11 protein-coding genes and 1 pseudogene are annotated in these 13,433 nt (G+C 58.2%); 3 read left to right on the forward strand and 9 right to left on the reverse strand.

Annotation, left to right across the window (positions count from 1 at the left end; translation table 11 throughout):
• Positions 1–5: 5 nt before the first annotated feature.
• The 5 genes from Clow_RS00705 to Clow_RS00725 are packed head-to-tail and all read right to left on the reverse strand — an operon-like array spanning position 6 to position 5,958.
• Positions 6–1,049, reverse strand: a complete 1,044-nt coding sequence (locus Clow_RS00705) for a LacI family DNA-binding transcriptional regulator (protein ID WP_055174926.1) — start codon at positions 1,047–1,049, stop codon at positions 6–8.
• 48 nt (positions 1,050–1,097) lie between these two features.
• Positions 1,098–2,039, reverse strand: a complete 942-nt coding sequence (locus Clow_RS00710) for a glycerophosphodiester phosphodiesterase family protein (protein WP_055174929.1) — start codon at positions 2,037–2,039, stop codon at positions 1,098–1,100.
• The gene (locus Clow_RS00715; RefSeq protein ID WP_055174932.1) at positions 2,032–3,792 is read right to left on the reverse strand and encodes an ABC transporter permease; all 1,761 of its coding nucleotides are present in this window, start codon (positions 3,790–3,792) and stop codon (positions 2,032–2,034) included. The genes Clow_RS00710 and Clow_RS00715 overlap by 8 nt, the downstream gene beginning before the upstream one ends.
• 12 nt (positions 3,793–3,804) lie before the next feature.
• Positions 3,805–4,866, reverse strand: coding sequence for an ABC transporter ATP-binding protein (locus Clow_RS00720; RefSeq protein WP_211256904.1), 1,062 nt, complete (start codon positions 4,864–4,866; stop codon positions 3,805–3,807).
• Positions 4,867–4,887: 21 nt separating this feature from the next.
• Complete coding sequence (locus tag Clow_RS00725) at positions 4,888–5,958, reverse strand: extracellular solute-binding protein (protein WP_055174938.1); 1,071 nt, start codon at positions 5,956–5,958, stop codon at positions 4,888–4,890.
• Between the two features lie 232 nt (positions 5,959–6,190).
• Here Clow_RS00725 and Clow_RS00730 point away from each other — a divergent pair, with 232 nt between their 5' ends.
• Both Clow_RS00730 and Clow_RS00735 read left to right on the forward strand, forming a co-directional pair.
• On the forward strand, positions 6,191–7,528 hold the full coding sequence (locus tag Clow_RS00730) for a M20 family metallopeptidase (RefSeq protein ID WP_055174942.1): 1,338 nt from the start codon (positions 6,191–6,193) through the stop codon (positions 7,526–7,528).
• A 133-nt stretch (positions 7,529–7,661) separates the two neighbouring features.
• A complete protein-coding gene (locus Clow_RS00735) occupies positions 7,662–8,753 on the forward strand; it encodes a Fic family protein (protein WP_055174946.1) in 1,092 nt (363 codons plus the stop codon).
• 7 nt (positions 8,754–8,760) lie between these two features.
• On the opposite strand, the gene Clow_RS00740 is transcribed toward Clow_RS00735, so the two are convergent.
• From Clow_RS00740 to Clow_RS12195, 4 genes and pseudogenes are all read right to left on the reverse strand, one after another.
• Positions 8,761–9,147, reverse strand: a complete 387-nt coding sequence (locus tag Clow_RS00740; protein WP_055174948.1) for a hypothetical protein — start codon at positions 9,145–9,147, stop codon at positions 8,761–8,763.
• Entirely contained in the window at positions 9,144–9,476 is a 333-nt protein-coding gene (locus tag Clow_RS00745) for a hypothetical protein (protein WP_156334507.1), read from the reverse strand. The genes Clow_RS00740 and Clow_RS00745 overlap by 4 nt, the downstream gene beginning before the upstream one ends.
• Before the next feature lie 115 nt (positions 9,477–9,591).
• Entirely contained in the window at positions 9,592–10,374 is a 783-nt protein-coding gene (locus tag Clow_RS12190; protein ID WP_425388403.1) for an ATP-binding cassette domain-containing protein, read from the reverse strand.
• A gap of 366 nt (positions 10,375–10,740) precedes the next feature.
• Positions 10,741–11,193 (reverse strand): annotated as a pseudogene (locus tag Clow_RS12195) (ATP-binding cassette domain-containing protein); the annotation flags it as partial.
• 245 nt (positions 11,194–11,438) lie between these two features.
• On the opposite strand from Clow_RS12195, the gene Clow_RS00755 reads away from it, so the two are divergent.
• On the forward strand, positions 11,439–12,737 hold the full coding sequence (locus Clow_RS00755) for an MFS transporter (RefSeq protein ID WP_055174954.1): 1,299 nt from the start codon (positions 11,439–11,441) through the stop codon (positions 12,735–12,737).
• Positions 12,738–13,433: the final 696 nt, after the last annotated feature.

A 13,433-nucleotide genomic window follows, 5' to 3' on the forward strand; every position in this document is an offset into this window, starting at 1 on the left:
AAGATTTAGAAAGCCGGTGCCCCCAATGTGCGGCCATCGGCTAGCACACCAGGGAAGGCCTCGTGCTGTACTGGTGTTTGTGGATAGGTGAGGCGCTGCTGCATAAGGGCGGCCGCTCGGGAGGCTACGGCCTCGATGGCGATGCGCACGCTGGAAAGGCCAAGGTATTTGAGTTCGGGGGAAATGGCATCTATCCCCGTCACGGAAATATCGCGGGGGATGGATACACCAGCGGTCATGCACAAACTCATGAAGGCCAGGGCACGGTGATCGGAGGGGAACATGGCTGCCGTGATTTTATTTTCGCGGCAGAGGTGAAACATGTGATTGATTGATTCCATTTGGTGCGCGGAAGGGAGGATAGGTACTTCGTGCACCGTTGCACCCGATCCTCGCAGGTAGCGGGTGATGGACTGCGAACGATGATGTTCCGGTACGGAAACGTGGGGGTCGGTCACCGCCACCCCGATATGTGTGTGGCCATGATTAATTACCGCTTCAGCAATAATGCGGCCATTGACATCTTCATCGTGGGAGACGGAACTAACGGCATCGTGTAATTCTGGGCGTCCCACGGTAATCATGGGAACGGTATCGAGGCTGCGCTCTATCTCGGCGGGGTCGATGGTGCCGGTAGCCAGGTAAATAGCATTGACCCCGGTGCGCAGAAGATGCTTGATGGTGCCGGGTTCATCGACGCGGTTGCCGCTGATAGTGGGAATAGCAGTAATCATCTGCATGCCCATATCGTCTGTTTGGCGATTCAACTCCGTGTGGAGCTTTGCGTAGGCGGGTATCTCCGGGGTGCGCAGGAGCAAACCAACGGTCGGGATATTGCGCTGGCGCTCACTGGCTAAGGATTGAGCAGCGCGATTGGGGATATAGCCTAATTCCTTAATAGCGCGGCGCACTTTCGCCTGCGTCTCGGGGCTCACATTGGGATTGCCGGAGAGCGCGCGGGAGACGGTGGCCCGAGAGAGATTGGTGGTGCGGGCAACATCGTCCATAGTCACGTGGATGCGGTGGCGCGAGGGCGGGGTATTGGCCACGAATCCTCCAGGGTGGTTGAAATGATTAGAGTGGCACCGGGAACTCTTTTAGCCTAGCTCGGTTGAGCCCGGCAGCTTGTGTACGTAGTCGCGATAAAACCTCAGCGCGGCAGGAAAGTCTGTTTGGATAATATCGGCCCCCTGGGTTATCAGTTTCCCCCACCCGGCATCGGGAGATGTCAAGAGGGAGGTTATATCGTCCCACTCCCGATAGAGCGGAACACCATTGGCTAGATTCAGGGCGTTGAGAAGAACAAGAAGGTTGCGTTCGTGCAGCATTGTGATGGTCTCTGCACTTCCCAGGGGAGAGGAAGCATCGCGGGCTAGGATTTCTACTGCGATGGTGTTGATCTGAGGGGTGTTCATCACCTCTTCTAGTTCTCCCAGTGTTTTTACTATGGGGATGAACATGTACTTGGTGGGGTGGTGAGCCAGCCGCGTGAGATTTTCCTCGGTGGGGTGTGCTTTGAGGAGAACGTAGTGAGGATTGGCGTGAGTATCGAGGTAGTGCAGGAAGTCAGGCCAATAATCCCAGCTGCGGTCGATGGTAAGAAAAGAATCTTCCATGTTGGAAAATAACTCTTGAGCAGTGGTAACCGGATAAGGCCCAGCCTTGGGGGAGCGGTGCCAGGTGTAGTTGAGCGCGCGAATATCGGTGCTGGAAAGGCTGCGAATATCGCGGCTCTCGGAGAAGTGCAGTTGCTCGTACCCGTTGTGGAATAAGAAGTACTCCCCGTCGGTGGAGCGGATTACGTCAGTTTCGATGATGTCCCCGCCCTGGGCGAGGGCGGCGTGAAAAGCGGGCAGGGTGTTTTCTGCGATGGCCCCGCCGCTGCTGCCGCGGTGCACCATGATGAGTGGCCTGGTGGAAGCGGCTAAATGGGAAAAGGCACGGTTGTTTTCTGCGTGGATGGGGTGGCCGAAGGGCATGGTGATGGTTTCTTTGCGGTTGAGGGCGGTGTCGAGGGTGGCGTGGAGGGGATTAAGCATTGAGCATTTCTTGCAAGCGGAGACGATAAGCACTGGTTTTCTTGGTCCGGCGGCGCGTGGCGGAACGCCCGTACACGAGGTAGAGAATGAGACCGGAAATAGCCATGAGGAGCACGGTATAGACGAAGACGATGGCGGTACTATCGCTCATATTCTCGCCCCGCGATGCGCTCTCGATGATGATGCCTAGAGGTTGAAAGAGCGGGTGAGAGAGGAATACTGCGGTGTCGTAGTTATCCAGTAGAGAATTGAAATTGAGGGCGGCGATAGCAGTCGCCGTGGGTGCTACGGCGGGGAGTAACACCGTGCGGAAGATGCGAAAATCTTTAGCACCGAGGATAGAGGCGGCCTCTTCCACGTTATCGGGAATAGAGGAAAAACTAGCCTTGAGCATGCGGAGGGTAAAGGGAATCTTCTCGATGATATATCCGATGCCGAGCAGGATTACGGTTCCAATGAGCACTTGATTGAGGATGAGTGCGCGCGGCGTGCTGAAAGTGAGCACGAGAGAAAGAGCAATCATCGTGGAGGGAAGAATCCACGGTAAGTGGAGGAGATATTCGAGACAGATGGTGAAGAAATTGCGGTAGCGCTGAATGATTCTGGCTACAAACAGGATGATGGATACCGTGATGATCGCGGCTGCTCCGGAGTAGCCCACCGAGATGAGGAATGGGCGATAGGCGGTGGGGTCGGTGAGAATCTGGTGGTAATTCTGCAAGGTAAAAGAGGATAACTGTAATTTTCCGCTGGCGATGGTGGCGGCGTCGGTAAAGGAAAAGAGAACGATCAAGATGGGTGGTATGACGTAGATTAGGAAGAGCGCGTAGGCCGCTGTGTGAACAGCGACGTTGAAAATCGGATTGGATATTTTTTGCTTGGGTAGTTTTACCGAAACCTTGGATATAGAGAAGTAGGTTCCACCGCGCTCGATCCTGTTGAGAATGAAGAGGACGAAAATGGTGGCAATCCCGAGGAACAGAGCCAGGGTGGCTGCTAAGTCGCGGGACTGGGAAGTCTGGGAGAAACTGAGGATCATCGGGGTGATGGTTTGGAAGTCCTTGCCTCCAATCATCAGTGGCGCAGCCATAGCGCCCAGACCACTCAAGAAGGTGAGGATGGTGATGGAGAAGAGCATGGGGCGTAAGAGGGGGAGAACGATCTTCCGCAGAATCTCCCAGGAACCTGCGCCTAGCTGGCGGGCGGCCTCGATGGTTTGATAGTCAATCTTGTTGAGCGAGTTGGTGAGAAACAGCAGGTGCATGCCGGTGCCGTTAATTGTCATGACGATGGTGACGGCAAGGAAGCCGGTAAACCATTCGGTATCCATCTGAGGGAAAAGGCCTTTCATGGCTCCGGTGAGGAAGCCGTGGGGGCCGTAGATGAAATTGAATCCGGCCACCATGACCACGCCGCCGTAGAGAAGTACAGTGGCGAAGCCCAGGAAGAGAATGCGGGCTCCCTTGATGTCAAAGTAGCGGGTGACCAGCACGATAAATACGCCGATGATATTCACCGTGATGGAGAGTGTGATCGCAAGCAGGAAGGAATTACGCAGCGACTTCATTGCGCGTTCTGATTCAAAGAGCCGGGGAAAGGCATTGAGCGACCATGATCCCGAGGGGCGGAATACGCTGGATAAGAGCGTGAAGTTCGGCAGTATCATGAAGGTGACCAGGAACCATGCGACCACGACGAGCAAGATGATATTGAGTGGGGAGCGCAGCATAGCGCGGATGGAGGCGAGTTTCATGGTGGTATCTCCTTAATTGGCGGAGGGGATACTGCGTATGTGTTCGGGGATGAGGTGAATCTCGATGCGGTTGCCCGGTGTCAGGGCTGCTGCGGTGGGTGCATGGCCATCCTCAAGGATTCCGATGTTGAAGATGGTGCCGAGGCAATCGACGGCAATGGTGGAGCGCATTCCTAAATAGGTGTAGTTCTGCACCGTCGCGGGCAGGGTAAAAACCCTTTTGGCTTCGGCGGCGTCGATAGTGGGCCGCGCGATGCGCAACCGCTCTGGGCGAATGTAATGGGAATGAGCCGGGCTGAGGTCCAGACCTTGCTTATTGAGTTCTGTTATATGGGTGGGGCTGAGCTTATTGACCTCGCCCAAGAAGTTGCACACAAAATCCGTGGCGGAGTTGCTATAAAGCTCCTCGGGGGTGCCCACCTGTTCGATGTGTCCCTTGTTGAGTACGGCCATGCGGTCGCTTAAGGCCAGGGCTTCTCCTTGGTCGTGTGTGACGTAGATGGTGGTGATACCAAACTCGTATTGGAGGTCCTTTAATTGTGCGCGGAGCCGCTGACGTAACTTGGCGTCCAGGTTGGAGAGGGGTTCGTCAAGCAAAAGGATTTTTGGCTGGGTGACCAGGGCGCGGGCGATGGCCACGCGCTGCTGCTGGCCGCCGGAGAGGGAGGCGATGTTCTTATCAAGCTGTTCGGGGCTCAGACCCACCTGGTGAGCTATCTGCGCCACCTTGTCCACGATCTCACTTTTGGAAACTTTGGCTGTTTTTAACCCGTAGGCGATATTTTCCCCCACTCGCATGGAGGGGAAGAGGGCGTAGTTTTGGAACACCATGCCGATGCCGCGTTTGTGGCTGGGAGCGTGGGTGACGTTGGCGCCGTCGATGAGGAGCCTTCCCGAGGCCGGGTTGATGAACCCGGCGAGAGTGCGCAGCGCGGTAGATTTTCCGCAGCCGGAGGGTCCTAGGAGCGTGAAGAACTCGCCTTCTGTGACCGTGAGATTGAACTTGGGCAAGGCGGTGAAAGAATCGTAGGACACGGTGATGTCCTGGTATTCAATCATGGGTTTTGTTGGCATGGTGGCACCCTTCTGGGATTATTAAGGCAGGTAATTCAGCTCAATCTTTTCAATCCACTGTGGGAGGTATTGAGCCACAGTTTCCCAATCAATGTCTTGTGCGGTGAAGGAATTGGTTTGCTCGATGGCCTCTTGGTTGGCGGTACTCAGGGCCTGTTTATTGGTGGGTGCGGTGAAGAACTCCTGAGACCAGGCCGCTTGAAGCTCCGGGGAACCGAACCAGTTGATGAACTCTTGGGCCTTTTCCGTAGCATCGGTGCCCTTAATTACGGAAATATGCTGCGTGGCCATCGGCACACCGACGGCAGGGTGCACGGCAGTGGTAGAGATGCCATATTCCTTTTCGCGCGCCTCTTTCCCGGCGAGCCACATCTGCCCCATGTTGAGCTCGCTAGCGGCCATGCGAGCGTAAAGATCGGTGCCCTTGGTTTCAGGGAGGCCGTTCTTGAAGTACTCTTCAATGGCTTTCCAGCCCTTTTCCGATACTCCGAGGTCGCCGTTATCGTCCAGGTAACGGGCTAGGATTCCGGCCAAAACCATCTGGGTGGTGGCACCTCCCATTGAGGTGGGCACCTGGTACTGCTGGTGATACTGCGATTTCTGCCAGAGTTCAGGCCAGTCCTGGGGAGCTTCTGAGGGGGCGTAAGCGGCATCGTTGTATACGAGCATGATGGGCTCCTTGACGATTGGCCAGTACTGCTCATCATCACCCAGGCCAGGTTCTACGTCAGAGGCCCAGGAAGGGGTGAAGGAATCGAGGATGTTCTGGTTTTTGAGGTTCTCAAAATAGATGTTGTTGAGACCAAAAACCACGTCTGCGATGGGGTTAGCCTTTTCTGCTTCGAGACGGTTTTGAAGGTCGGCGCCGCCGAGATCTACGAGCTGAATATCAAAACCTTCCGCCTGGGCTTGCCTTTCCAGCCATTCGCCGCGGCCGTCGGAAAGCGAATTGGAGTAAACGGTGAGTGTGCTGGAATCGCCTTGGCCATCGCCGGTGGAAGCGCAGGCGACCAGGCCGATGCTTAGAGTGGCGGCGCTGAGCCCGGCGGCTAGAACTTTGCGGATACGACGGGGGTGGTGTGACTGCTGCATGAGGACCTCTCGGTTGATGATATGTGGCGCTCTCACCTGTATGAACGCGCTTTCATTAGCGTATCGGCTACCCGTTACGGGGGAGTGACAAGTTTGTGAATTGTTCTTGAATTGGTTGCTACGAGGCGGTGAATACCAACAGTGCTGTTTCTTAGGTGGAAGGAACTCGCTGCGGGAATCTTCTTGTAAGGGGCTGTAGCCTAGTAAGGAACCTGCCGCGAAAGGATTTCCCATGCTCCCCCAGCCTTCCACCGCCTATCTCGACGCGATGAGGGAGGGGATTGAGCGCCGGGCACGTGCGGCTAAGGCGGCACGCGCCCGCATCAGGGGGCGGGGGGCCGAGGAAGATTACGAGGGCCAGGAACGAGTGTGGCGCGACCTCACCGCTCTCGGCGAGGACCTGCGCGGCGACCTCCACAACCTGGCCTTTGACCTCCACGATCACCCCGAGGAGGCCTTTCAAGAACACTACGCCGTGGCCATCATCGCCCAACTGCTGCGCGATCACGGCCACGAGGTAGAGGTGGGCGTGGGCGGCCTAGAAACCGCCCTGCGCGCCGAGGCTGTCTCCCCGGACTTCGATCCCCAGCGCGACCCCACCGTGGCGATCCTTGCCGAGTACGACGCCCTGCCCGGCATCGGGCACGGCTGCGGGCATAACATCATCGCGGCGTCGGCAGTGGGTGCCTTTCTCGCGGCGGCGCAGCGTATGGAGGGGGCGCGCGGGAGGATTGTGCTGCTGGGCACGCCCGCAGAAGAGGGGCACTCGGGCAAGGAATACATGATTCGCGCCGGGGCTTTCGAGGGCATCGACGCCGCGATTATGGTGCACCCCTTCTCCTTTGACCTCGCGGAACACGCCTGGGTGGGGCGCCGCACGCTCACCGCCACGTTCCACGGCGTCTCCGCGCACGCCTCCTCCGAGCCCTTCATGGGGCGTAACGCCCTCGACGCCGCCACCCTCGCCTACCAGGGCTTTGGGCTGCTGCGCCAACAAATGCCGCCCTCAGACCGGCTGCACGCCGTGATTACCGAAGGTGGCCAGCGCCCCTCCGTGATCCCCGATACCGCCACCATGTCCATCTACGTGCGCTCGCTGATGGCGCAGACCCTCAAGGACCTCTCCCAGCGTATCGACGCCGTGCTCGACGGCGCTGCGCTCATGGCCGGGGTGGAGGTGAGCAAGGAATGGGACGTGCACCCCACCAGCCTGCCGGTGCGCAACAACCACGTGCTCGCGCTGCGCTGGGCCGATACCCAGGAGCGACGCGGGCGGCGCGCCCTGCCTGGCGGGGTGGTACCCGATACGCTGGCGGCCTCCACGGACTTCGGCAACGTTTCCAACCTGGTGCCTGGCCTGCACCCCATGCTGAAGATCGCGCCGCAGGGGGTGGCGCTGCACACCAAGGCCTTTGCGGAGTACGCGCGCACCGAGGAGGCGGTGGACGCTGCTGTGGACGCGGCGGTGGGGTTGGCGCAGGTGGCGCACGACGCCTTGCGGGAGCCTGCTCTGCTGCATGCGGCGAAGGAGGAGTTTGAGGGGGCTGGGGGAGTGGTGAGGGTGGAGTAGGGGGACGTGTCGAAATCTTAGCCTGAAATCGACACGTTTTGCCCATATGTCGATGGGGCGTACATGTTAGGGGAAAGTGTCGAAATTGTGGGGAAAATCGATATGTTTGGCCAGGGCTGGCTAAGGTAAGGGCGTGACCTCCTCTTTTGATCCGAGCGTTCCCTACAACAACCTCCCGCCTCTACCCCCAGCGGTGTCGCTGGAAACGGTGCCAGTGCTCAAGGCCGTTATTTCTGCTCAAAGACAGCTCGCGGCGCTTGATAAGGCCTGCGAACTCATACCGAACCCGCAGATCATCACCACGACTATTCCCTTGCGGGAGGCGCAAGCCTCGTCCAGCATCGAAAACATCGTGACCACGAACGATGAACTCTTTCGGGCGGCCTGGCGAGTGGAAGGGGAGCCTACTGCGGAAACTAAAGAGACTCTGCGGTACAACGATGCACTTTTTCATGGTCTTGCATTGCTGAAGGAGCGGCCGGTATCAGCCAAACTCGCCGCAGAAATATGTTCCGTGCTGCACGGAGTGGAGATGGGAGTGCGTTCTCTTCCGGGAACTTACATTGGTAAGCCCTCTTCCAGGGAACACGTGTACACTCCGCCTGAAGGCAAGGAAGTGATTGAGGGGCATCTTGCCGCCTGGGAGCGGTTCCTTTATTCGGAGCATGACCTTGACCCTCTGGTGCTCATGGCCGTGGCACATTATCAGTTTGAGGCCATTCACTCTTTCCACGACGGCAATGGACGCACCGGGCGCATATTGAATATCTTGCTACTCATACAGGAGAACACGCTCCGCCTGCCCGTGCTGTATCTCTCGGGGTACATCGTGAGAAACAAGGACGAGTATTACCGCACGCTGCGTAGGGTGACCACTCACGAGGAATGGGAACCGTGGCTGCTGTACATGGTGCGCGGCGTGGAAGCCGCCGCGCGGGAAGCCACGGAGCTCATCGACCGTTTGCGGGCAATTCAGGAAGGATTAGCCAAGGACATTCGAGCAGCTGGGCGTGTGGCCTCGCCGGAGAAATTAGCGGAAATACTCATGCGCAACCCTTATGTGCGCATTAGCGATGTGGTGGCCGAGGGGCTGGCACAGCGGCAAACCGCCTCTGCCTGGCTGGTCAGCCTGGTGGAACTGGGCCTCCTGCGTGAGGTGAAGGTAGGAAGAGAAAAGATCTTCATCAATCACCAGGCGCTGGAGGCGCTGACGGGGGAGGGGTGAGTTGAGACTAAGCCGAGGACTTTTCCTCACGCCCTTCGGTGGGATACTGCAAAAGGTTATCGAATCTTTCATTGGAAAAGATGAGATATATGATGGCAGCGCTAAAGGGTATGAAGAGAACGGTGATCCACTCACCCTCTATAGCCTTTCCACCAGCGGTTATGATGCAGGCGATTCCCCACATTGCAGGAACAAAAGAACTGGGTTTCTTGTCCCTGGTGTATACACCCCACCCTGCTAGGGCGAGCAAACCCAGGGCTAGTCCAATGATCCCGGCTCGTTTTGCTCCGCTGAACTCTGAAAGTCCAGGAGCGATGATGTCCTGGACAACCATCAAGCAGATGAGCAGACCGATAACGATGTTCCAGAACTGGTATTTGCGCAGGATATTCATGGCTTCTCCGATTGTTTCCGGGGATAAGTGAACAACGTTCCCGCCGCAGAAAACGCGAGGCTCAGCCCTGCTATCCCCGCCCGCACAGCCGTACCACCCTCACTCAACGCATCAGGGTGAACCCCCATATAAACCACCCCACCGACACCCACAACAAGCCCCACCGCGAGCGCAGCTACATAACCCCGCCGAGGCAGCCAGGAGAGCAGCGGAATGAGCAGGATACTCAGGAAGGCGATGGCTGCCACATCCCAACTGAGCGCCGCCAGTGCGGTAATGCCGATTAAGGAGAAAAGGAACGCGCCGAATAGCCCCACGGGTAGAACCATGAGTTCTATCAAGGGAAATCTCCACGTGTTTTTCCTCATGCGGTCCATTGTTACACAGCCGGAGCGCACTTTTAAGGCAAATATACTTTCGTACCTGCGTCCATTGCGCAGCTATCTACGTTGCAGACCCCGCCACAGAGTCGCCCAACACCACATGCCGCCGCACAGCCTCTCCTTCCGCACAAGGCTCCAACCACTTACTAATGAGCCACTCATCATGGCTGGTAATAATGAGCGTTCCGCTCCACTCCATAAGAGCACGCTCTAGAGATTCGATGGTATCTAGGTCCAGGTAATTGGTGGGTTCGTCGATGATGAGCAATTCCGGCACCTGCTCGCCCGACCCCGAGCCAACAGTGCCAACAGCCCCACCCACACCAACCGCCAAAGCCAACTGCGCCCGCCGCTGATTCCCAGCAGAAAGCGCACTCAAAGGTGTGTTCCAGAACTTTGGGTGCAAGAACCCCTTGGCCCGTTCCCCCAGAGGCTCGGACCAGTGTGGGTGATCTGGCCCTGGCAATTCCTGGGGCACAAAACCCACGGCGGCACCGGGCACGTTCAACCGAACCTCGCCGCTACCACCGGCAGCAGAATCACCACCCGCTACCCAGCGCAGCAGCGTGGACTTCCCGGCACCATTAGGCCCGGTGATAAGCAGGCGCTCCCCGGCGCTGAGCTCCGCAGAAACGGGGGCGAGCCGCCCCGGCACGCTGGCCTCTCGCAGGCTGAGCGCAATGTCTCCGCGCTGCACCCCGGCGTCGGCAAGCACGATCTGGGTGGACTCGTAGCGGGGCTTGCGCACCTCGCGCTGGCGCAGGGCGTCGAGCTTGCGGGCGTCGTTAGTGATGCGCCGCGTGGAGGTGGCCTGGGCGCGGTCTGCGTAGAACTTCTGCGCCATGCGGGTTTCCGTGCGCGGGGTGAAATCGGCGTGGCCGACGACCTCGGAATCGCGCTGGTGGCGTTGAATCTCGCGCTTGCGTTCCTGCTGCTGAGCGTGCAATTCCCGGTGTCGCGCGCGGGCCTGCTCCTTGGCATGCAAATAATCCGAGTAGCGCCCGCTGGTGAGGTGCGCTCCGCCTGCAATCTCGCCACCGGAGGCGGTGGCCAGCGCCTCCCACGCAGTGATATCCAGGTCAAGCACGCCGGTGGCCGTGGCCTCGATGAAATCGCGGTCATGGCTGGCAAAAAGCACCGGCCCGGCCCAATCGCGCACCTCCTGCTTGAGGAAGGCGATGGCCTCGGCGTCCAGGTGATTCGTGGGCTCATCGAGTACCAGGGCCTCCGGGCGCTGCACCAGGAGCAATCCCAGGCGCAGCCGCGCCCGCTGACCAGGGGAAAGGCTGTTCACCGCGCGTTGCTTATCGACGCCCCCTAGCCCCAGCCCCGCCAGCACCCTCGCGGTGCGCGCCGGGAGATTCCAGGCGTCCAGGGCAGTGAGGCGGGCGAGCAGAGCATCGTATTCCTCGTAATTCTCCTCGCTCAGGTTGGCGCTGAGCTCCTCGAAGCGGTGCAGCAGCGCGGTGATGTGGGCGCTGGCGGCGTCGATAGCCTGGGCGATGGTGCCGTGATCGTTGCTGTTTGCTGGGGTGGTTGCGGGGCCGCGGACCTCGCCTGATTCCGGAGCGAGCGCACCTGTGGCCAGGGCCAACAGGGTAGATTTGCCCGCGCCGTTGGGGCCGACCACGCAGAGGCGCTGCCCGGGGGCGCAGGTGAAGGAGACGTCCTCCAGCACGGGCTGGGAGGGATAAGAAAAGGAAACGTGAGAAAAAGAAAGGGCTAACACGCCGCACCTCCACGAGGGTGAGAGAGCTTCAAAGGGGGATTGACCTGGGGCTTGTTAGCGAATCATTGTTCTAACCCTAGCGGTGCGGGGCGGGGAGGGCAAGGGGGCGCATCTATTGTGGAGCAACTATATCAGTGGTACCTACTAATATATTCGTACCTACTGAAAGGATGATCCTCATGGGGACCACCGCGGAGACCGCGCATACTCCCGAAGATCCACCACCAAGCCGCTGGACCTTGCCGCTTGTTCTCATCGCGCAATTCGTTACGCCCATGTCCATTGCGGGGACGGCCATTGCTCTCCCGAAAATCTCGGCGGACCTCGGAGCGCACCCCACGGCATTGCAATGGGTGGTTAATGGCTTCAATGTGGCCTTTGCTTTTGGGGTTTTGGCCTGGGGAGCGCTTAGCGATCGCATTGGATACCGGGCTACTTTTGCAATCGGCGGGAGTTTATTTGCAATCGCCAGTCTGCTCAGCGCGATAAGTTCTTCTCTGCTCTTGCTGGACGGTCTGCGCGCTATCGCAGGTGTGGGTGCCGCTGCCGTTCTTACCGGCTCTAGTTCGATGTTGTCCAATGCTTTTGAAGGCTCGGCTCGTGCACGAGCGTTTGCTTTATTCGGTACGGTCAATGGGCTCGGTTTGGCATTGGGGCCGACGATTTCTGGGCTACTCATTACCGGCTTGGGCTGGCGCGGTGTATTCACTGTTCACGGCCTTATTCTTGCGGTGGTTGTGTTGAACGCTCGGATACTTCCCAGGTCTGCAGTCTCGGGTGCTTTGGGAGACGCGGCTCCACTATTGGATTGGTCCTTATTGCGTAACCGAGAGTTCCTTGCCATGTGTTTGGTGCCTGTGGCGGGGTCGATCGGTTTTGTCACGCTGCTTACCTACCTGCCCTCTGCTCTCAGCGCCGTTAAGGATGTCAGCGCAGGACAGGCCGGATTGCTCATGCTCGCTATGACGCTGCCCGTTGTTATCGCCCCGAGTATTGTGGCCAAACTCGTTGAGTCTGTCCCCTCGGTCACGGTGGGGACTATTATCTATGCAAGTTTGATTTCGCTGGTCCTCGGTAATCTTGGGCTCACGCTGCTCACCGAAGATCGCTCCGTGGCATGGATTATCTTGCCCATGATTCTTCTTGGCTGCGGCTTTGGACTTCCCGTTGGTTTGGTGGACGGTCATGCTCTCCACGTAGTCCCGCCCGAGCGAACGGGCACTGCCGCCGGGCTGCTTAATTTCTTCCGCATTGGTAGCGAGGCCGTTTTTGTCGCTGGCTATGCGTTTGTGTTGTCAATGCTGATCGGTCAAGAACTCACTGGTAGCGCTGCCGCTGATACGGCTGCGGGGCAACCTGGTCACCCCGATGTCTATACAAGTGCATTTGCTACGACCATGTTCATTCTTGCTTTCTTGGTGGTCATTGTCGCTCTCATAATTCTGGCAATTCGGCGTAACCGTGCCGTTAGGGATTGAAGGAGCTAACTGGGACTTCTTAAGCCACGTGGTAGGTACTATGAACGTAGAAGTGGCCCCTAGAGCAAGGAACACGTACCGGTGCCGGACCAAGATGGACACCCAAGTCTTGATGAATACGACCTATCGAAGGTTCTCCACGCCCTGTCTGATGAAAACCGACGTCGCGTTATTATCCAGCTAGCGTCCGAGCCCGATGATGTGGAGCAGTTTTGCAGCGCATGCAAAACCCCGTGGGCTCCCTCGACTCGGACACATCATTTTCGGGTTCTCCGCAATGCGGGTCTCATCTGGCAGCGCGATGTAGGCAACGGCCGCATGACGCGATTGCGGCGCGCAGATTTGGAGAAAGCCTTTCCCGGGTTGCTCAAGCAGATCATTGACGCAGATCAGGTGCAGCGGGGGCGTTGATGGGGGTTCTGCGCTCAGTCGGGCCGGCTCTTCCGAACTACCCGATGCGGTCCCACCCTCCTGCTAACCTATGAAGCAGTTTCGGGAGGGCTGAGAGGAGCAACGCGATGGTGGGTGTAGCAGTGCAACCTGCGGTGTTGGAGTGGGCGCGGCGTCGGGGAGGCGTAACGCCAAGTGCAATCCGTAAGAAGTTCCGTGACTGGTACGAATGGCTTTCCGGGGAGAAACAACCGAGTATTAAGCGTTTGGAGGATTTAGCGGCGCCCCTTTGGTGCGCTCTTTTTG

This window comes from Corynebacterium lowii (genome assembly GCF_001412085.1).
GTDB classification, from domain to species: Bacteria; Actinomycetota; Actinomycetes; order Mycobacteriales; family Mycobacteriaceae; genus Corynebacterium; species Corynebacterium lowii.